Origin of the sequence: Paraburkholderia phymatum (assembly GCF_040965635.1) — a bacterium.
GTDB classification, from domain to species: domain Bacteria; phylum Pseudomonadota; class Gammaproteobacteria; order Burkholderiales; family Burkholderiaceae; genus Paraburkholderia; species Paraburkholderia phymatum_B.
In genome coordinates this window covers 659,143-677,630 of record NZ_JBFRCH010000002.1, presented here as the reverse complement: position 1 = coordinate 677,630, position 18,488 = coordinate 659,143, and the positions used below count along the sequence as shown (strand labels likewise).

At 64.1% G+C, this 18,488-nt stretch carries 18 protein-coding genes; 7 read left to right on the top strand and 11 right to left on the bottom strand.

The genetic code is table 11. From position 1 onward, the window contains the following. Nucleotides 1-24 precede the first annotated feature (24 nt). The 3 genes from AB4Y32_RS06440 to AB4Y32_RS06430 form a co-directional block, all read right to left on the bottom strand. A complete protein-coding gene (locus AB4Y32_RS06440; protein ID WP_368720506.1) occupies nt 25-1,635 on the bottom strand; it encodes an FMN-binding glutamate synthase family protein in 1,611 nt (536 codons plus the stop codon). Nucleotides 1,636-1,955: 320 nt separating this feature from the next. Beyond that, the gene (gene mnmA / locus AB4Y32_RS06435) at nt 1,956-3,110 is read right to left on the bottom strand and encodes a tRNA 2-thiouridine(34) synthase MnmA (protein ID WP_368720505.1); all 1,155 of its coding nucleotides are present in this window, start codon (nt 3,108-3,110) and stop codon (nt 1,956-1,958) included. A gap of 43 nt (nt 3,111-3,153) precedes the next feature. Further along, the gene (locus AB4Y32_RS06430) at nt 3,154-3,651 is read right to left on the bottom strand and encodes an NUDIX hydrolase (RefSeq protein WP_368720504.1); all 498 of its coding nucleotides are present in this window, start codon (nt 3,649-3,651) and stop codon (nt 3,154-3,156) included. A 281-nt stretch (nt 3,652-3,932) separates the two neighbouring features. Here AB4Y32_RS06430 and AB4Y32_RS06425 point away from each other — a divergent pair, with 281 nt between their 5' ends. The 3 genes from AB4Y32_RS06425 to AB4Y32_RS06415 all read left to right on the top strand — a co-directional run bounded on the left by AB4Y32_RS06425 (nt 3,933) and on the right by AB4Y32_RS06415 (nt 7,026). Continuing rightward, complete coding sequence (locus AB4Y32_RS06425; protein WP_368720503.1) at nt 3,933-5,075, top strand: Re/Si-specific NAD(P)(+) transhydrogenase subunit alpha; 1,143 nt, start codon at nt 3,933-3,935, stop codon at nt 5,073-5,075. Nucleotides 5,076-5,241: 166 nt separating this feature from the next. Continuing rightward, nucleotides 5,242-5,574 carry an NAD(P) transhydrogenase subunit alpha gene (locus tag AB4Y32_RS06420; protein ID WP_368720502.1) on the top strand — a complete coding sequence of 111 codons (333 nt, stop codon included), beginning with the start codon at nt 5,242-5,244 and terminating at the stop codon, nt 5,572-5,574. Beyond that, complete coding sequence (locus tag AB4Y32_RS06415; RefSeq protein WP_368720501.1) at nt 5,575-7,026, top strand: NAD(P)(+) transhydrogenase (Re/Si-specific) subunit beta; 1,452 nt, start codon at nt 5,575-5,577, stop codon at nt 7,024-7,026. It begins immediately after the preceding gene. A gap of 66 nt (nt 7,027-7,092) precedes the next feature. Here AB4Y32_RS06415 and AB4Y32_RS06410 read toward each other — a convergent pair whose 3' ends face one another. The 7 genes from AB4Y32_RS06410 to AB4Y32_RS06380 all read right to left on the bottom strand — a co-directional run bounded on the left by AB4Y32_RS06410 (nt 7,093) and on the right by AB4Y32_RS06380 (nt 13,722). Beyond that, complete coding sequence (locus tag AB4Y32_RS06410) at nt 7,093-7,833, bottom strand: helix-turn-helix transcriptional regulator (RefSeq protein ID WP_439899744.1); 741 nt, start codon at nt 7,831-7,833, stop codon at nt 7,093-7,095. Between the two features lie 122 nt (nt 7,834-7,955). Beyond that, nucleotides 7,956-8,339, bottom strand: a complete 384-nt coding sequence (locus tag AB4Y32_RS06405; RefSeq protein ID WP_368720500.1) for a VOC family protein — start codon at nt 8,337-8,339, stop codon at nt 7,956-7,958. A gap of 185 nt (nt 8,340-8,524) precedes the next feature. After that, nucleotides 8,525-9,805 (bottom strand): class I SAM-dependent RNA methyltransferase, encoded by a 1,281-nt coding sequence (locus AB4Y32_RS06400; RefSeq protein ID WP_368720499.1) that lies wholly within the window; start codon nt 9,803-9,805, stop codon nt 8,525-8,527. Nucleotides 9,806-9,958: 153 nt separating this feature from the next. Beyond that, a complete protein-coding gene (locus AB4Y32_RS06395) occupies nt 9,959-10,687 on the bottom strand; it encodes a membrane integrity-associated transporter subunit PqiC (RefSeq protein ID WP_368720498.1) in 729 nt (242 codons plus the stop codon). After that, nucleotides 10,684-12,324, bottom strand: coding sequence for an intermembrane transport protein PqiB (locus AB4Y32_RS06390; RefSeq protein ID WP_368720497.1), 1,641 nt, complete (start codon nt 12,322-12,324; stop codon nt 10,684-10,686). Before AB4Y32_RS06390 ends, AB4Y32_RS06395 begins: the two co-directional genes overlap by 4 nt. After that, complete coding sequence (locus tag AB4Y32_RS06385) at nt 12,321-12,989, bottom strand: paraquat-inducible protein A (protein WP_368720496.1); 669 nt, start codon at nt 12,987-12,989, stop codon at nt 12,321-12,323. The genes AB4Y32_RS06390 and AB4Y32_RS06385 overlap by 4 nt, the downstream gene beginning before the upstream one ends. 7 nt (nt 12,990-12,996) lie before the next feature. Continuing rightward, a complete protein-coding gene (locus AB4Y32_RS06380) occupies nt 12,997-13,722 on the bottom strand; it encodes a paraquat-inducible protein A (protein WP_368720495.1) in 726 nt (241 codons plus the stop codon). Nucleotides 13,723-14,134: 412 nt separating this feature from the next. Between AB4Y32_RS06380 and AB4Y32_RS06375 the strand changes: the two genes are divergently transcribed. From AB4Y32_RS06375 to AB4Y32_RS06360, 4 genes are all read left to right on the top strand, one after another. After that, complete coding sequence (locus AB4Y32_RS06375) at nt 14,135-14,707, top strand: cytochrome b (protein ID WP_368720494.1); 573 nt, start codon at nt 14,135-14,137, stop codon at nt 14,705-14,707. Between the two features lie 8 nt (nt 14,708-14,715). Next, nucleotides 14,716-15,279, top strand: coding sequence for a YceI family protein (locus tag AB4Y32_RS06370; protein ID WP_368720493.1), 564 nt, complete (start codon nt 14,716-14,718; stop codon nt 15,277-15,279). 40 nt (nt 15,280-15,319) lie between these two features. Then, nucleotides 15,320-15,889, top strand: a complete 570-nt coding sequence (locus AB4Y32_RS06365; RefSeq protein WP_368720565.1) for a YceI family protein — start codon at nt 15,320-15,322, stop codon at nt 15,887-15,889. 266 nt (nt 15,890-16,155) lie between these two features. Further along, the gene (locus tag AB4Y32_RS06360; protein WP_368720492.1) at nt 16,156-17,433 is read left to right on the top strand and encodes an MFS transporter; all 1,278 of its coding nucleotides are present in this window, start codon (nt 16,156-16,158) and stop codon (nt 17,431-17,433) included. A 98-nt stretch (nt 17,434-17,531) separates the two neighbouring features. Here the strand turns inward: AB4Y32_RS06360 and secF are convergent, their stop codons facing one another. After that, complete coding sequence (gene secF / locus AB4Y32_RS06355; protein ID WP_087732575.1) at nt 17,532-18,482, bottom strand: protein translocase subunit SecF; 951 nt, start codon at nt 18,480-18,482, stop codon at nt 17,532-17,534. Between the last annotated feature and the right edge of the window lie 6 nt (nt 18,483-18,488).

Genomic DNA, 18,488 nt, shown 5'->3' with positions numbered 1-18,488 from the left:
AATGCTCAAACAGCCGACAACGCCTCAGGCCAAGGCCGCCTCGAGAATCGGCGAAAACGAATCGCCGCGCGCGATGGGCCACCACTTCTCGTACAGCGTATAGCGATAGTTGCCGTCGATCAGATCGTTCGGCTCGAGATACTTCAGCAGGTCCGACATCAGCCGGACTTCATACGACGACACGCGCCGCACGATGTGATGCGCGCGCAGATCGGACGGATGACGCAGACCGGCGGCCTGCACGATCTCCTGCAACGCATGAAGCGTGTTGTGATGGAAGTTGAGCACGCGGTCCGACTTGTCGGTGACGATCAGCGCGCGCTGGCGCACCGGGTCCTGCGTCGCGACGCCCGTCGGGCAGCGGCCCGTGTGGCAGGTCTGCGCCTGGATGCAGCCGACCGCGAACATGAAGCCGCGCGCGGCGTTCACCCAGTCGGCGCCGATCGCAAGCGTCTTCGCGATGTCGAAAGCCGTGATCATCTTGCCGCTCGCGCCGATGCGAATCCTGTCGCGCAGCCCGATGCCGACCAGCGTGTTGTGCACGAGCAGCAGCCCCTCTTGCAGCGGCACGCCGATGTGATCGGTGAATTCGAGCGGCGCCGCGCCCGTGCCGCCTTCCGCGCCGTCGACGACGATGAAGTCCGGCAGGATGCCCGTTTCCAACATCGCCTTCGCGATGCCGAAGAATTCCCATGGATGGCCGATGCACAGCTTGAAGCCCGTCGGCTTGCCGCCCGACAGATCGCGCAGACGCCCGACGAATTCGAGCAGCCCGCGCGGAGTCGAAAACTCGGAGTGCGTCGCGGGCGAGATGCAGTCGCGGCCCATCGGCACGCCGCGCGTTTCGGCGATTTCCGGCGTGATCTTCGCGGCGGGCAGCACGCCGCCGTGGCCCGGCTTCGCGCCTTGCGACAGCTTCACCTCGATCATCTTCACTTGCGGTTCGCGCGCCTGCTTCGCGAACCTGTCGGCGTTGAATGTGCCGTCGTCGTTGCGGCAGCCGAAGTAGCCCGACGCAATTTCCCAGATGATGTCGCCGCCATGCTCGCGGTGATACTTCGACATCGAGCCTTCGCCCGTGTCGTGCGCGAAGTTGCCTTTCTTCGCGCCGAGGTTCAGCGCGCGGATCGCGTTCGCCGACAGCGAGCCGAAGCTCATCGCCGAGATGTTGAAGATCGACATCGAATACGGCTGAGCGCGGTCCGCGCCGACCACGATTCGAAAGTCGTGGCCGTCGAGTTTCGTCGGCATCAGCGAATGGCTGATCCATTCATGGCCCGTCGCTTTCACGTCGACTTCCGTGCCGTACGGACGGCTGTCCACTTCGTTTTTCGCGCGCTGATAGACGATGCTGCGCTGCGCGCGCGAGAAGGGTCTTTCTTCCGTGTCGTCTTCGACGAAGTACTGGCGGATCTCCGGCCGGATGAATTCGAACAGGAAGCGCAAATGCCCCCACAGCGGATAGTTGCGCAGGATCGCATGGCGCTCCTGCGTCAGATCGTAGACGCCGAGCGCGACGAGCAGCACGGGCACGCTGATCCACGGCCATCCGATGTGACCGGTTGCGGCGAGCGCGGCGCAGGCCGCGAGCAGCAGAAGGGCACCCCACATCGCCAGATAACGTCGAGAGAACATGACAACTCCATTGCAATGAATTCGCCGCCGCCGGTGCATTGGGCGTCCGTTGCATCGGCCTTGCCTTGCGTGAATGCGCCGGGCGCTTGTGCGGATGAGTCGCGCTGCGAATCGGTACGGCGGATACGGTGGGTTGTCCTGGCGCTCGCATGCGCCGACGCCCGACGCTCGACGCTCACGCGAGAGAAGCGGGCCGACGACAGGCAAGGGCGTCGGCGGGACAACCGCCGCCCGGAAGATACAACGAACGGGAACTTAATGCAGCGATGCCGGTGTGGACCGGCTCGCGAATCATGCTCGCGGGCCAGTCGCGATAACGCTCAGCGTGCCGTCAGCAGCGCCGCTTTCCGAGGCTGGCGTGCGACCGGCTGCGCCGTCGCCGCGTGCTCGATGATGCCGCCGCCGAGGCAGACGTCGCCATCGTAGAGCACGGCCGATTGCCCCGGTGTGACAGCCCATTGGGCGTCGGCGAAATGGAGGGAAAAGAGAGCGTCTTTGCTGTTGTCGCCTTCGGCGGCGCCGAACGTACACGCCGCATCGGCCTGGCGATAGCGCGTCTTCGCGGCGCACGCGTGGCCTTCCTCGGGCGCATGGCCCGCGACCCAGCTCGTGTTGCCCGCCGTCAGCGTATGGCTCAGCAGCCACGGATGATCGTGGCCTTGCGCGACGTACAGCGTGTTCGACGGAATGTCCTTGCCCGCGACGAACCATGGCTCGCCGCTGCCGTCCTTGCTGCCGCCGAGGCCAATGCCCTTGCGCTGTCCGAACGTATAGAACGCGAGGCCGATGTGCTCGCCGACCGTCTTGCCCTCGGTGGTTTTCATCGGGCCCGGCCTGGTCGGCAGATAGCGGTTCAGGAAGTCGCGAAACGGCCGCTCGCCGATGAAGCAGATGCCCGTCGAGTCCTTTTTCTTCGCGTTCGGCAGGCCGATCTGTTCGGCGATCTCGCGGACCTTCGTCTTCGGAATTTCGCCGAGCGGGAACAGCGTCTTCGACAGCTGAGCCTGGTTGAGGCGATGCAGGAAGTACGACTGGTCCTTCGTGTGATCCTTCGCCTTCAGCAGTTCGAAACGGCCGTCGACTTCACGCACGCGCGCATAGTGGCCCGTCGCAATGGTTTCCGCGCCGAGCGACATCGCGTGATCGAGGAACGCCTTGAACTTGATTTCGGCATTGCACAGCACGTCGGGGTTCGGCGTGCGGCCGGCCGAGTATTCGCGCAGGAATTCGGCGAACACGCGGTCCTTGTATTCGGCTGCGAAGTTGACGGCCTCGACGTCGATGCCGATCAGGTCCGCGACCGATACGACATCGATCCAGTCCTGACGCGTCGAACAGTATTCGCTGTCGTCATCGTCTTCCCAGTTCTTCATGAACAGGCCGACGACGTCGTAACCCTGTTCCTTCAGCAGCCATGCCGTGACCGACGAATCGACGCCGCCCGACATGCCTACCACCACTTTCTGTTTGCTCATCCGGTTCTGCCTGACTGCTTTTTTTCGTGCCGGAGCACGCGTTCTATCGGGAGGGCCCGACTGAATGCGTTTGCACGAAGTCGAGCGGGAAACGCCGGCCCGCGAGGTAGTCGTCGACACATTGCATCACGAGCGGCGTGCGATGCCGTTCGGGGCACGCGCGTAGGTCGTCGGCGCTCATCCACACCGTGCGGACGATGTCGGGATCGAGCGCGCGGCCCTCGGCGGGCGAGCCTTCCGTCGAGCCGCAATACGTGAAGCGCAGATACGTGACGCCATCAACAGGACCATCGACGGTATCTGGCCGGCTGAAGTGCGTCATGTACACGCCGACGAGCGCCTCGGGCGCGAACGCATGCGCCGTTTCTTCGAGCGTTTCGCGGATGACGGCTTGCGTCAGCGTCTCGCCTGCTTCCAGATGTCCGGCGGGCTGATTGAGGCGCAGCCCGGCGGGCGTGTGCTCTTCGACCAGCAAAAAGCGCCCGTCGCATTCGACGACGGCCGCCACCGTCACATGCGGCGCCCAGGTTTCCGGTTTCATGGGACGGCATTTTACCGGTTATGGGCCGGGCTTGCCGGTGCGCGCCAGGACGGCACGCAGCGCGCCTAGCACATGCCGGTAAAAAAAGCACGGAGGATCGTGTTCCTGAAGACCGGATCGTTACGGATTTCAATCCGTCACCTGACTTCGGTTAAAGTTGCAGCGTTGGCTGAAGCCCCAGCCGTGCGTTGCCGTTGCACTTGCCTTATTGCATTGCCGGCGTAGCCCCTCGTCGGCAATTCCAGATTTTCATAACAGAGGATGGTCGAGGAGGTTTAACGATGCACATCGGAGTGCCAGCCGAGACGCGGCCGTATGAAACACGCGTCGCCGCGACGCCCGAGACGGTCAAGAAGTACGTGTCGCAGGGTCACAGAGTCACCGTACAGAGCGGCGCCGGAACGGGAGCCAGTTATCTGGACGATGCCTATTCAGCAGCAGGGGCGGAGATCGTCGATGTGCCGACAGCGTTCGGCGCGGAGATCGTTCTCAAGGTCCAGACACCCACCGATTCAGAACTGCCGCTTCTTAAACGCGGCGCGGTGCTGATCGGGATGCTCGAGCCTTTTAATACGGAGAATTCATCAAAGCTTGCAGCAGCGGGCATCACTGCCTTCTCGCTGGAAGCCGCGCCGCGCACGACGCGCGCGCAAAGTCTCGACGTATTGTCGTCTCAAGCCAACATCGCGGGCTACAAGGCGGTGCTGCTCGCCGCCGACCTGTATCCGCGCTTCATGCCGATGCTGATGACGGCAGCCGGCACGGTAAAGGCCGCGCGTGTGCTGATTCTCGGCGCGGGCGTCGCGGGCCTGCAGGCGATTGCGACCGCGAAGCGCCTGGGCGCCGTGATCGAAGCGTCGGACGTGCGGCCCGCCGTGAAGGAGCAGATCGAGTCGCTCGGCGCGAAATTCCTCGACGTGCCTTACGAAACCGCTGAGGAACGCGAAGCAGCCGAAGGCGTCGGCGGCTATGCGCGGCCGATGCCGCCTTCGTGGCTCACGCGCCAGTCGGCGCTCGTCCACGAGCGCGCGAAGCAGGCCGACGTCATCATCTCGACCGCGCTGATTCCGGGGCGTCCCGCACCGACGCTGCTGTCCGTCGAAACCGTGCAGGCGATGAAGCCGGGCTCCGTGCTGATCGACCTCGCGGCCGGACGCGGCGCCGAGTACGGAGGCAACCGCGGCGGCAACTGTCCGCTGACGGAAGCCGACAAGGTCGTCGTCAAGCATGGCGTGACGATCGCGGGCTATACGAATCTCGCATCGATGGTCGCGTCGGATGCGTCCGCACTGTACGCGCGCAATCTGCTCGACTTCATGAAGCTGATCGTCACGAAGGAAGGCGCGCTCAATATCGATCTCGCGGACGACATCGTCGCGGCCACGCTGCTGGCACGCGACGGCGAAGTCACGCGCAAGGCATAGCGCACTATCGTGCATGGGACCAGAGTAAGTGCTCTGCATGGGGCTGGAGTAAGTGCTGAAGCGCTAACTCCAGCCGACAGCTAAAGCGCCGACTCTGGTCGACCGCGCTGCATGGGACCAGAGTAGGCGCTAAAGCGCCAACTCCGGTCGACAAAGGAGACAGGCAATGGAAGTAATCAACCATACCGTGATCAACCTGATCATTTTCGTGCTGGCGATCTACGTCGGCTACCACGTCGTGTGGAACGTGACGCCAGCGCTGCATACGCCGCTGATGGCGGTGACGAACGCGATTTCAGCGATCGTCATCGTCGGTGCGATGCTCGCGGCGGGCCTGACGGTCGGCGGCGCGGGCAAGTTCTTCGGCACGATTGCCGTGGCGCTTGCGGCCGTCAACGTGTTCGGCGGCTTCCTCGTCACACGGCGGATGCTGGAGATGTTCAAGAAGAAGGAGCCGAAGAGGATCGCGGGTCCTGGTGGTTCGAAGGAGGGTGCGTAAATGAGCATGAACGTCGTTACGCTTCTTTATCTGATTGCCTCGGTCTGCTTCATCCAGGCGCTCAAGGGACTGTCGAATCCGAAGAGCGCGCGCGCCGGCAACGTGTTCGGCATGGTCGGCATGGCGATTGCGATCCTGACGACCGTTGCGCTGATCGCGAAGCAGGCTGCCGTGCTCGGTTCGAATCTGTCGCTTGGCCTGGCGCTTGTGTTCGTAGCGCTGGTGGTGGGCGGCGGGATCGGCGCGTTCGTCGCCGCGCGTGTCGAGATGACGAAGATGCCGGAACTGGTCGCGGCAATGCACTCGCTGATCGGTATGGCGGCCGTGTGTATCGCGTATGCGGTGGTGTCGGAGCCGGCCGCATTCGGCCTCGGCGCCGAGGAAGGCATTGCGGGCTTCCTGCCGTACGGCAACCGGATCGAACTCTTCATCGGCACGTTCGTCGGCGCGATTACCTTCAGCGGCTCGGTGATCGCGTTCGGCAAGCTGTCGGGCAAGTACAAGTTCCGGCTCTTCCAGGGCGCGCCCGTCGTCTATGCGGGCCAGCATCTGATCAACCTGCTGCTCGCGCTCGCGATGATCGGCTTCGGCGTGATCTTCTTCCTCACGCAATCGTGGCTGCCGTTCATCATCATGACGCTGATCGCGTTCGCGCTGGGCGTGCTGATCATCATCCCGATCGGCGGCGCGGACATGCCCGTGGTCGTGTCGATGCTGAACTCGTACTCGGGCTGGGCGGCGGCGGGCATCGGCTTCTCGCTGAACAACGCGATGCTGATCATCGCCGGCTCGCTGGTCGGCTCGTCCGGTGCGATTCTGTCGTACATCATGTGCAAGGCGATGAACCGCTCGTTCTTCAACGTGATTCTCGGCGGCTTCGGTGCCGAACCCGGCGCGGCAGCAGCCGCCGGCGCGGGCGAGCAGAAGCCGGTGAAGTCGGGTTCGGCGGAAGATGCGTCGTTCATGCTCGGCAACGCCGAGACCGTTGTGATCGTGCCGGGTTATGGTCTCGCCGTCGCGCGCGCTCAACACGCGCTGAAGGAACTCACCGACAAGCTCGTCGAGAAGGGCATCGACGTGAAATACGCGATTCACCCTGTCGCGGGACGGATGCCGGGTCACATGAACGTGCTGCTGGCCGAAGCCGAAGTGCCATACGAGATCGTTCACGAGATGGAGGACATCAACGGTGAGTTCGGCCAGGTCGATGTGGTGCTGGTGCTCGGCGCGAACGACGTGGTGAACCCGGCCGCGAAGAACGATCCGAAGTCGCCGATCGCGGGCATGCCGATCATCGAGGCGTACAAGGCGCGCACGGTGATCGTCAACAAGCGCTCGATGGCGGCGGGCTACGCCGGTCTCGACAACGATCTTTTCTACATGGACAAGACGATGATGGTCTTCGGCGATGCGAAGAAGGTCATCGAAGACATGGTGAAGTCCGTCGACTGATGAAGTGAGTTGTGAGGCGCATTCAAAGGCGCCTCGCACGCTTCATCGAGTGTCACGACAATTCGCTCAGCGCGGCTTCACGCCGATGCTGCGCATGAAATCCGCGAGCCGTCTTCCCTCTACATCGGGAAACGGCTCGTGCACTTTCAGCTCGTCGATATTCGCGAGCGCGAAGTGGCGAAAGTCTCCGCGCAGTTCACACCACGCGCCGAGCGTGAAGCGCGCGCCCCAGTACGCGAGCGCGAGCGGCCACACGCGCCGCTTCGTCGCCGCGCCGTTCTTGTCCTGATACGCGAAGCTGACCACGTGCCGCGTGTCGATCGCGCGATGCAGCGTATCGACGGTCGCCGAGACATTCCCATCGATGTGAAACGACGGTGCGAAGAATGCGAGGCGGTCGATGGTCGCGCGCTTGTCGGCGGGCACCGCCGACGCGATCTTCGCGAGCGCGCCGCGTGCGCCCGCCGCCATGCTTTCGCCTCCCCATGATTCGAGCATCCGCGCGCCTGCGGCGAGCGCCATGAGTTCGTCGGCCGTGAAGGTGAGCGGCGGCAGGCTCGCGCTGCGGCTCAGCCGATAGCCGATGCCCGGCTCTCCTTCGATCGGCACGCCCGACAGTTGCAGGTCCTGCACGTCGCGATAGACGGTGCGCAGCGACACGTGCAGCCAGTCCGCCAGTTGCTGCGCGGTGGTCAGGCGCCGGCCGCGCAGCAGTTCGGCGATCTGGAACAGGCGGTCGGCGCGACGCGTCATCGTGGGTGTCTCGCGGAAATAGACGGGGAATCTCCCGCGATGATAGCGCCGCACGATGCGCTCCTGTCGACGTGAGTTGGCGTGTCGAACGGGGTGGGCGCTCAAGCGCCTACTCCCGTCTCATGCCTGCTCCCGTCCATGCAAGATGATTGCAGTCACTTATGCCGTCGCGTCACTCACCCGTTGGTCTTCGAATGAAGGCCGACGCGGTTGCCTTCCGTATCGGTGAAAAAGCCGATCCAGCCGATGTCGTGCGGCAGCTGCACGGCAGGCCCTTCGACCTTGCCGCCCGCGCGCTTCACGCGCTCGAGCGTCGCGTTGACGGTCGGGCGCGCGTTCAGATAAACGAGCGAGCCCGTCGACGACGGCTCCATGGTCGGGCTCTGGACGATGCAGCCGCCCGTCGACGGCTCGTCGTAGCTGAAGACGGCCATCGGCATGCCGAAGTCTTCGCGGCGCAGCGTCGTATCGAGCGCGGCCTCGTAGAAGCGGACGGCGCGCTCGAAGTCGACGGAAGGGATCTCGAACCAGGCGATGGCGCGATTGGGTTGTGCTGACATGACGTTCTCCTGTGAATGGGTCGCCGGATGGCGCAGGAGAAGTGTGCGGGTGGGCTGCTGACACCGTTCTGTCAGTAGCGTTGCGCGACGCCGCGTGCGATGGGTGATAAAAAAGCGGGCATTGCGCCCGCTTTCTCTTTCACTCAAATGAGTCGCGGAAATAAGCCGCCGACGCGAAATAACGGTTACGCCTTCGGCTCGTCAGCACCCGGCCGCTGCCTCACGCTTCCCGCGATCAGATCGAAGCGGAACAGCCGACATTCGAGCGCGCCGTTATACAGAGGCGTCTTCGCCGACTCGCGCAGGCGCAACTGCCCCGGCAGCTTGCGATCCGAAGTCAGCACGAACGCGTGCCAGCCGGTGAAGCGCTTCTTGAGCGCATCGCCGAACGACTGGAAGAACTCGGCGATATCCCCCGTATCCGCTTCCGCGCGGCGGAAGCCGCCTTCTTCACGTCCCGTATTGCGTATTTCGCCGCGCGGTCCGCGTCCGCGCACCTCGATTCGTTCGCCATAGGGCGGGTTCGCGACGAGAATGCCCGCCTCGCTGACGGGCGGCGTCATATTGCGTGCGTCGAGTTGCTTGAGCGGCAGCGCGGGAAAGCCGGCGCGCTCGAAATTCGCGCGCGCTTTCTCCAGCATGTTGTCGGAGATGTCGCTGCCGAAGATCAGCAGATCGCCGCGGCCCGCACGCGCCGCGCGCTTCGCGTCTTGCGCGGCGACCTTCAGCGCTTGCCACGCCGATACGTCGTATTGCCTGAACTTCTCGAACCCGAAGCGGCGATCGACGCCCGGCGCGATGTTCAGCGCGACCTGCGCGGCCTCCGCGAGGAACGTGCCGCTGCCGCACATCGGGTCGTACAGCGGCGTGCCCGGCGTCCAGCCCGTCAGGCGCAGAATGCCCGCCGCGAGGTTCTCTCGCAGCGGCGCCGCACCCTTGTCGAGGCGCCAGCCGCGCTTGAAGAGCGGCTCGCCCGATGTGTCGAGATACAGCGTGCAGTCGGTAGCCGTCACGAACGCGAATATGCGCACGTCCGGCGCGCCCGTATCGATGCTCGGACGCGCGCCCGTCTTGTCGCGCAGACGGTCGCAGATCGCGTCCTTCACACGCAGCGTCGCGAATTCGAGGCTGCGCAGCGGCGACTTGATCGCGGTGACGTCGACGCGCAGCGTTTCGTTCGCCGAGAACCACTGTTCCCAGTGCTGTTCGAGCGCGAGCGCATAAATGTCCTGCTCGTTGCGATACGGACGATGCGCGATCTTCAGCAGCACACGGCTCGCGATGCGCGAATGCAGATTGGCGGCCATGCCGGCTGCCCAGCCGCCCTTGAAGTGCACGCCGCCGGGCACTCGCTCGCCGGCCGTGAACGGCGCGCCGTTCAGATGACGCGCGGCGATCTCGGCGAGTTCGGCGGCAAGCGCGGCTTCGAGGCCGCGCGGGCAGGGGATGAAAAATTCGAAGGACATGGAGGTTGCCGTAAGGCGTGGATCAAGGCGACATTGTACGCGGTCGCCTCGCTGTGCCTCCGGGTTGGGGTGCGCGTCGGCGCTCCCATGCGCGCGTCGCTTCGTCAGCGCACGTCACCGCGCGTCAACGTCGCGTCGCGCGCGTGAGCCGGCTCAGCCCTTCGACCCCGCATTCGGTACGGGAGGCGAGGAAGGTGCAGGAGGCACCGCTGATGCAGCAGCCGGCCCGGCCGCCGACGCCGGACACGTCACGCTCGCGCCGCGCGCCGGCGCCGCCGCGAGATTGCGCACGGCGGCTGCGATTTCCGTCGAGATCTGCTGGACCGCGCGCCGATGGCCCTCGGCGAGCGCATCATAGCCGCCGGACACCGACTCCCCGATCACGCTGCGGCACGTCAGCACCGCCTGTGTGCGCACCGCGCGCACGCTCCACACGGCATCGATCAGCGCATGCGAGCCGGGCCACGACTCGAAGCGCTGTACGTTCACACTGATGCGGTACACAGGCACGCGATCGGGATACGGCGTGCCATACACGTCGATAGTGCCCAGTTGCTGCGTCAACGTGCTGGACAGAGCGCGGCGGATTTCGTCGCCCGGCAGCGACGCCCAGCGCTCCTGTTCGAGCACCTGCACCTGGGTCGGTCCCGTCTGCACTACGAGCTGGTTCTTCGCCACTTGCGACGGCACGTCGACGGGCGGCAGTTCGATCAGAAACGCAGGATTGCTTGCGGCGCGCAAGGCATCCTGCGACGGGTCGCCGGCGGAGAGCGTATAGAAGCGGCTCGCGGGCGACGAGCACGCGGCGAGCGCCGCAAGCAGCCCGGCGGACAGCGCCAGCGCGGCAACGCGCATCGTTCGGTGGACGCGGGCATACGTCATGGCTTGTCTCCTGATTTACCGCGCAGCAGCGATTCGGGATGGCGTTCGAGATAGTCGGAGAGCGCATTCAGCGACTGCAGCGTGCGCGTCAGCTCTTGCAGCGCCTGATGCACGTCGGATTGCATCGGCGAGTCTTGCTGGAGCGTCGCTTCCGCCGAGCCGAACGTCTGCTTCGCTGCCGCGAGCGTGTCGCGCGCCTGCGGCACGACTTCCTTGTCGAGCCGCGTGAAGAGCCGGTCGGCGTTCTTCAGCGCGGTGTTCAGGTTGTTGCCGATCTGGTCGAACGGCACCTGATCGAGCTTCTTCGCGATGTCGGCGACTTGCAGTTGCAGTTCGTCGAGCGTGTTCGGGATCGTCGGCAGCTCGATCGGATCGCGCGAAACGTCGACGGTCGCGGCGGGCGCCTTCGGGAACAGGTCGAGCGCGACATACAACTGGCCCGTCAGCAGGTTGCCCGTGCGCAACTGGCCGCGCAGACCGTGCTTGACGAGCGCCTGCAGCATCTTGTGGCTCTCTTGCGTGCCCTGGTCGGGCACGAGCTGGCCCTTGGTGCGGCGGCGCAGACGGTCGGGATACAGGTCCATCGTGACGGGCATCGTGAAGTTCTTAGTCTGCGGATCGTATTCGACGCCGATGTTCGTCACCTGGCCGAGCACGATGCCGCGGAAATCGACGGCCGCGCCGGGCGACAGCCCGCGCAGCGACTGGTTGAAGTTCATCACGACGTGCACGGGCTCGCCGTCGGGCTCGCGCATCGCATCCCCTTCGTCCGAGCCAAGGCGGAACATCATGTTGTTCGGTGCCTGCGCGCCGACGGCCTGGCCCGGCGGCGACTGGAACGCGAGCCCGCCGACGATCACCGTCGCGAGCGACTGCGTGTTCAGCTTGAAGCCGCTCGAATCGAGCCGCACATCGACGCCGCTCGCGTGCCACCAGCGCGAGTTCGTGCCGACGTACTGATCGAAGGGCGCGCTCACGAACACCTGCACGGTCACGCCCGTGCCGTCCTTGTCGAGCGAGAAGCCCGTCACCTGGCCGACCTGCACGCGCCGGTAGAACACGGGCGAGCCGATGTCGATCGAGCCGAGCGATTCGCCGCGCAACGTGAACTGGCGGCCTTTCTGGTCGACGGTGACGGCGGGCGGCGATTCGAGGCCGACGAACTGTGTCTGCGTTTCCGTCGCGCGGCCGCCGTCCACGCCGATATACGCGCCCGACAGCAGCGTGCCGAGCCCCGACACGCCGCTTGCGCCGATGCGCGGACGCACGACCCAGAAGCGGCTGTCCTTCACCGCGAAGTCTTCGGCTTCCTTCGTCAGCTGGACCTCGACGTTGACGCGCGAATGGTTCTTCGCGAGCCTGATCGACTTCACGAAGCCGATATCGACGTCCTTGTACTTGACCTTCGTCTTGCCGGGCTCGAGCCCTTCCGCGCTGACGAAGGTGATCGTGATGGTCGGCCCCTTTTCGAGCACCGACTTCACCACGAGTCCGACGCCGATCAGCGCCGCGATCAGCGGAATCACCCAGACGAGCGAAGGCAGCCAGCCGCGTTTCGTGACGATCTCGGGTTCGGGGACGGGCGGCTCGCTGCGCGGCGCGCCGCCCGGTGGCGTCGGCTCTTGAGGGCTATTCATGTGGTGGGTCCTGAAGTATTGCGGTTCGCGCGGGCTGCGTCGCCTGTGCCTTTGTCCACGTCGTCCCAGATGAGGCGCGGATCGAACTGCATCGACGCAATCATCGTGAGGATCACGACCGAGCCGAACGCGAGCGCGCCCGGCCCCGCCGTGATGACGGCGAGCGACTTGAAGCGCACGAGCGCGACCGTCAGCGTGATGACGAAGATGTCGAGCATCGACCAGCGGCCGATGCGCTCGACGATCCGGTAGAGCTTCGTGCGTTCGAGCGGACGCCACGTCGAATGGCGCTGCGCGGTGATGGTCAGAAGCGCGAGCACCGTGAGCTTGAGCATCGGCACGAGAATGCTCGCGACGAACACGATGACGGCGAGCGGCCAGTCGCCCGACGTCCAGAAGTAGACGACGCCGCTCATGATGGTGTCGTCCTCCGCGCCGAGCAGCGATGCCGTATGCATCACGGGCAGCAGGTTCGCGGGAATGTAGAGCACGGCGGCGGCGATCAGCAGCGCCCAGGTGCGCATCAGGCTGTCGGGATGGCGCCGGTGCAGGACCGCGCCGCAGCGCGTGCAGCGTTGCGGCTCTTTCGAGCGCACGCGCAGTTGCACGCGCGAGCATGCGTGACAGGCGACGAGACCGGCGCGCGAGGCCGTCGTGTATTTCATCGGCCCGTCATCCCTGGTGCGGCGCGGCCGTGTCATCGACGCCGGGTTTGCCTGCGTCGCGTCCGGGCTGATCGGCATTGCCGTCATCGCCTTCTTCGCGCGCATGGCGTTCGCGCCGCGCCTCCAGCACGCCGATACTTTCGGCGACGTCCCACAGCGTGCGCGGATCGAAGGTGACGACCACGACGAACATCAGCGTGAGCGCGCCGAACGCGAACATCGCCGCTTCGGGGATCACGCGCGCGAGGCTCACCATTTTCACGATCGTCACGAGCACGCCGAGCATGAACACTTCGATCATGCCCCACGGGCGCACGAACTGGATCGCGCGCAGCACCTGATTGAAGCCGGGCGGCACGATGCCCGCGCGAATGGGGATCAGCAGATAGAGCAGCGCCGTCAGTTCGGTGAGCGGGAAAAGAAACGTCGAGCAGAACACCATCACCGCGACGATCTGCATGTCTTCGTCCCATAGCGCGACGATGGCGCCGATCAGGCTGGTCTGCGACGTGATGCCATTGGTTTCCAGTTCAACGATCGGAAAGCCTTGCGCGATCAGAAACGTGATCAGCGCGGCCATCGTCATCGCGGTGATGCCCTCCAGCCGTCCCGACGCGCTCCCGTACAGGATCGCGCCGCATCGCGGGCAGCGCGCCGTCCGCCTGCGTCCGAGGCGGGGTTTCTGGAGCAGCGCGTCGCATTCGTGACAGGCAATCAGATGGTCATGTTCCATGCAGGCGATCGGAAAACGGAAGCGATGTGTCGTCGTGTCTCTGGTTGGACCTTACGGCCGGTTGCGGCGCGACGCGTTGCATGCGGCGTGAAAGGGCATGCGGGAGGCGCGCGGCACGGTTTGGGGGCAATAGTATCAAAGCTCGCCCGGATGACGTCCGTCGGTGTGCACCGACGGATGCCCGGCGAATGGACTGACGTTCGTCGGCTTGCCGCGGGCTCTGTCCGACGGATGCGGCGCGCGCGGGTTCAAACCGCGACAGCAAATTTCGCGCCGCATGCAAGGCCGCCAGCCAGTCGAAGCGGCTTGCGGTACGATTAGCGCCGCGAGCCGTTGGTGCGCCGAAGTCGGACGCGGCGGAATAACGGCATCGACTGCGTCGTTTTACTTACAGATTGGCGTCGGTTCTGTCATGGCACACACTTCTTCGCTTCGTTCGTTCTCCGCACGGGCTTCGTCGTACACATCGACGGCCATTGCGCTGCATTGGCTGATCGCGCTGCTGATTGTCTGCGGCTTCGCGCTCGGTTGGGTGATGACGGACATCCCCGGCTTCACGCCGACCAAGCTCAAGTACTTTTCGTGGCACAAATGGATCGGCGTGACGGTGTTCGCGCTCGTCGTGCTGCGCCTCATCTGGCGCGCGACGCATGCCGTGCCGCCGATGCCCGCGCATATGGCCGCGTGGCAGCGCGGCATCGCGCATCTCACGCATATCCTGATGTATGTGCTGATGGTCGCGATTCCCGTGTCGGGCTATCTGTTCAGCTCGGCGGCGAACGTGCCCGTCGTCTATCTCGGGCTCGTGCCGCTGCCGCGTCTGATCGCCCCTGATCCGCACCTCAAGGAAGTGCTGAAGTCGGTCCACATCGTGCTCAATTACACGCTTCTCGGGCTGGTCGTGCTGCACATGCTGGCGGCCATCAAACATCAATGGCTCGATCGCGACGGCCTGCTGTCGCGGATGATCCCTTTCCTCAAATAAGGATAAACATGAAGGTTTCGTTCTATCGCTACATGCTCGCTGCGTTTGCCGCCGCGTCGCTGGCCGCGTCGGGGGCCGCGTTCGCGCAGGTCGACATGGGCAAGAGCACGGTCACGGCGACGTCGAAGCAGATGAACGTGCCCGTCGAAGGCAAGTTCGGCAAGTTCACCGCGCAAGTCTCGTTCGATCCTTCGAAGCCGACGTCGGGCAGCGCGCAGGTCACGATCGATACGTCGAGCTACGATCTCGGCGACGAGAGCTACAACGAACAGGTGCGCGGCAAGGATTGGTTCGATTCGAAGGCGTATCCGACGGCGACCTTCGTATCCAGCACGATCGCGCCCGCCGGCACCAACCAGTTCAAGGTCACGGGCAAGCTGACGATGAAGGGCAAGTCGCAGACAGTCGTCGTGCCCGTCACGGTGACGAAGCAGGGCGCCGCGCAAGTCTACGACGGCTCGGTGTCCGTCAAACGTTCGCAGTTCGATATCGGCACGGGCGAATGGAAGGATACGTCAGTGGTCGCGGACGATGTGACGATCAAATTCCATATCGTCGCCGCGAGCAAGTGATTCATTGCATGCACACAGAAAGGAGAATGAAGTGAAACCGATGCTTTTGATCGTTGCCGGCGCAGTGGCGTCGTCGATTGCGGCAGGCGCGTTTGCCGCCGATACGTATCAGCTCGACCCGGCGCACACCTATCCGAGCTTCGAAGCCGATCACATGGGCGGCGTGTCCACGTGGCGCGGCAAGTTCACGAAAAGCTCGGGCGCGGTGACGCTCGACCGCGCGGCGAAGACGGGCACGGTGGACGTCACGGTGGATACTTCGTCCATCCAGATCGGCAACACGAAGCTCGAGGAGCATCTGCGTTCGCCCGATTTCTTCGACGTCGCCAAGTATCCGACGGCGAGCTATAAGGGTACGACGATCAGGTTCGACGGCGATACGCCCGTCGCCGTGGACGGTCAGTTCACGATGAGGGGCGTCACCAAGCCGCTGAGCCTGAAGATCGAATCGTTCAAATGCATCCAGCATCCCGTGCTGAAGCGCGAAGTGTGCGGCGTGGAAGCGGAAGGCGAGTTCAACCGCGCGGACTATGGGATGGACTTCGGCACCAAATATGGTTTCAGCATGAAGACGGTGCTGCATATCCAGGCGGAAGGCATCAAGCAGTAAACGTTCTCGCCTGAACCGGCGCGCAAGCCGCTTCATCCGCATTCGCGGCGAAGCGGTTTTTTTATTGATTTTTTCTTCATGATGACAGGCGAGGCGGTGAACACCTGGCGCTTTCACGTCTCGTGCAGATTTCTTTTTTGCGGTACATAGTGAGGCGGACGCCGGTCCGGTTGTGCGCGCATCGAGTCCGGCAAACATGACAGAAGCGGGCAATAGTCGCTGATTGCCATCACAACGACACCCTCGCGCGCACCTGGAGATCCGCAATGAGTTCAACGATATCCGCGAGCGCGGTGCAGAGTCGTCCCGATACATGGCGCACGGTGATCGCCGCATCGATCGGCAATGCGCTGGAATGGTTCGATCTCGTCGTCTACGGGTTTTTTGCCGTCGTCATTTCGAAGCTGTTCTTTCCGGCGGGCAACGATACGGTGTCGCTGCTGCTGACGCTCGGCACGTTCGGCGTGTCGTTCTTCATGCGGCCGCTCGGCGCGATCGTGCTCGGCGCCTATGCGGACCGGGCAGGGCGCAAGGCCGCGCTCACGCTGTCGATCGCGCTGATGATGATGGGCACGCTGATCATCGCCGTGCTGCCGACCTGGCAGTCGATCGGAATCGCAGCGCCGCTGATTCTCGTCGTCGCGCGGCTGATGCAGGGCTTTTCGGCGGGCGGCGAGTTCGGCAGTGCCACCGCGTTTCTCGCCGAGCACGTACCGGCCCGGCGCGGCTATTTCGCGAGCTGGCAGATCGCGAGCCAGGGCTTGACGACGCTGCTCGCCGCGCTGTTCGGCGTCGTGCTGACGGGCGAGCTGTCGCCGGAACAGCTGAGCGCGTGGGGCTGGCGCGTGCCGTTCTTCTTCGGCCTGCTGATCGGGCCCGTCGCGTGGTATATCCGCACGAAGCTCGACGAAACGCCCGAATTCCTTGCCGCCGAAACCACGCAGACGCCGATCCGCGATACGTTCGCGAGCCAGAAGGCGAGGCTCTTCATCGGCATGGGCATAGTCGTGCTCGGAACGGTGTCGACGTATCTCGTGCTGTTCATGCCGACGTATGCGATCAAGCAACTGGGTCTCGCGCCTTCCGTGGCATTCGCGGCCATTTCGCTCGTGGGCGTGATCCAGCTGGTGTTCTCGCCTATCGTCGGTCATCTGTCGGACCGCTACGGACGCGTGCGGATCATGCTCGTGCCCGCCGTGCTGCTGTTCCTGCTGATCCTGCCGGCGTTCACGTACCTGGTCGCGCATCCGACCTTCGGCACGCTGATGCTGATGCAGATCGTGTTCGGCTTCCTGATGACGGGCTATTTCGGCTCGCTGCCGGGCCTGCTGTCGGAAATCTTCCCGGTGCAGACGCGCACGACGGGCATGTCGCTCGCCTATAACATCGCGGTGACGATCTTCGGCGGTTTCGGGCCGTTCATTATCGCGTGGCTGATTCGCGCGACTGATTCGAAGGTCGCGCCGAGCTTCTATCTGATGTTCGCTGCCGTCGTGAGCGTGGTCGCGCTGGTGGCGGCGCGGCGCAAGCTTGGGTTCCGATGATCGCTTTGACCGCTATGACGCCGTCGTAAACGACAAAGGCCGGTTCAGTTTCGAACCGGCCTTTTCTTTATGCTTCGGAGAGTCTCAAACGCTACCGATCAAACCTGCGCACCTGCGTTTGGATCGTTCGGATCGTGGCGTTCCTTCTTTTCCTTCAGCAGGTCTTCACGCTTCACGCCGAACCACATCGCCAGCGCCGCCGCGACGAACACCGATGAGTAGATGCCGAACAGAATGCCGACCGTCAGCGCGAGTGCGAAGTAGTGCAGCGTCGGGCCGCCGAACAGGAACATCGACAGCACCATCATCTGCGTACAGCCGTGCGTGATGATCGTACGCGACATCGTGCTCGTGATCGCGTGGTTGATCACTTCCATCACGCTCATCTTGCGTTCGCGGCGGAAGGTCTCGCGAATCCGGTCGAAGATAACCACCGATTCGTTCACCGAGTAGCCGAGCACCGCGAGCACCGCGGCCAGCACCGACAGTGAGAACTCCCACTGGAAGAACGCGAAGAAGCCGAGGATGATCACGACGTCGTGCAGGTTTGCGATCACGCCCGCGATCGCGTACTTCCACTCGAAGCGGAACGACAGATAGATCACGATGCCGGCGACCACGCACGCGAGCGCGAGCAGGCCGTCGGTCGCGAGTTCCTTGCCGACCTGCGGACCGACGAACTCGACGCGCTGCAGCTTCGCGTTCGCGTCCTGGCCCTTCAGCGCCGACATCACCTGGTCGCTTTGCTGCGCCGACGTCAGGCCCTGCTTCAGCGGCAGACGGATCAGCACGTCTCGCGAGGTGCCGAAGTTCTGCACCTGCGCGTCGCCGTAACCGATCTTCGTCAGCGTGTCGCGCACGGGTTCGAGCGGCACTGCGCCCGGATACTGCACTTCGATGACCGTGCCGCCCGTGAACTCCACGGAAAGATGCAGCCCGCGGTGCAGCAGGAAAAACACCGCAGCGATGAACGTCAGCAGCGAGATCGCATTGAAGATCAACGCGCGCTGCATGAACGGAATGTCTTTACGGATGCGGAAAAATTCCATGTTCTT

Bases quoted from the DNA above. Each gene is read 5' to 3' on its own strand.
- AB4Y32_RS06360 (WP_368720492.1), top strand. From the start codon at position 16,156: ATGAGTTCAACGATATCCGCGAGCGCGGTGCAGAGTCGTCCCGATACA.
- AB4Y32_RS06390 (WP_368720497.1), bottom strand. From the start codon at position 12,324: ATGAATAGCCCTCAAGAGCCGACGCCACCGGGCGGCGCGCCGCGCAGC.
- AB4Y32_RS06380 (WP_368720495.1), bottom strand. From the start codon at position 13,722: ATGGAACATGACCATCTGATTGCCTGTCACGAATGCGACGCGCTGCTC.
- AB4Y32_RS06420 (WP_368720502.1), top strand. From the start codon at position 5,242: ATGGAAGTAATCAACCATACCGTGATCAACCTGATCATTTTCGTGCTG.
- mnmA (WP_368720505.1), bottom strand. From the start codon at position 3,110: ATGAGCAAACAGAAAGTGGTGGTAGGCATGTCGGGCGGCGTCGATTCG.
- AB4Y32_RS06365 (WP_368720565.1), top strand. From the start codon at position 15,320: ATGCTTTTGATCGTTGCCGGCGCAGTGGCGTCGTCGATTGCGGCAGGC.
- AB4Y32_RS06385 (WP_368720496.1), bottom strand. From the start codon at position 12,989: ATGAAATACACGACGGCCTCGCGCGCCGGTCTCGTCGCCTGTCACGCA.
- AB4Y32_RS06430 (WP_368720504.1), bottom strand. From the start codon at position 3,651: ATGAAACCGGAAACCTGGGCGCCGCATGTGACGGTGGCGGCCGTCGTC.
- AB4Y32_RS06375 (WP_368720494.1), top strand. From the start codon at position 14,135: ATGGCACACACTTCTTCGCTTCGTTCGTTCTCCGCACGGGCTTCGTCG.
- secF (WP_087732575.1), bottom strand. From the start codon at position 18,482: ATGGAATTTTTCCGCATCCGTAAAGACATTCCGTTCATGCAGCGCGCG.
- AB4Y32_RS06370 (WP_368720493.1), top strand. From the start codon at position 14,716: ATGAAGGTTTCGTTCTATCGCTACATGCTCGCTGCGTTTGCCGCCGCG.
- AB4Y32_RS06400 (WP_368720499.1), bottom strand. From the start codon at position 9,805: ATGTCCTTCGAATTTTTCATCCCCTGCCCGCGCGGCCTCGAAGCCGCG.
- AB4Y32_RS06405 (WP_368720500.1), bottom strand. From the start codon at position 8,339: ATGTCAGCACAACCCAATCGCGCCATCGCCTGGTTCGAGATCCCTTCC.
- AB4Y32_RS06395 (WP_368720498.1), bottom strand. From the start codon at position 10,687: ATGACGTATGCCCGCGTCCACCGAACGATGCGCGTTGCCGCGCTGGCG.
- AB4Y32_RS06440 (WP_368720506.1), bottom strand. From the start codon at position 1,635: ATGTTCTCTCGACGTTATCTGGCGATGTGGGGTGCCCTTCTGCTGCTC.
- AB4Y32_RS06415 (WP_368720501.1), top strand. From the start codon at position 5,575: ATGAGCATGAACGTCGTTACGCTTCTTTATCTGATTGCCTCGGTCTGC.
- AB4Y32_RS06425 (WP_368720503.1), top strand. From the start codon at position 3,933: ATGCACATCGGAGTGCCAGCCGAGACGCGGCCGTATGAAACACGCGTC.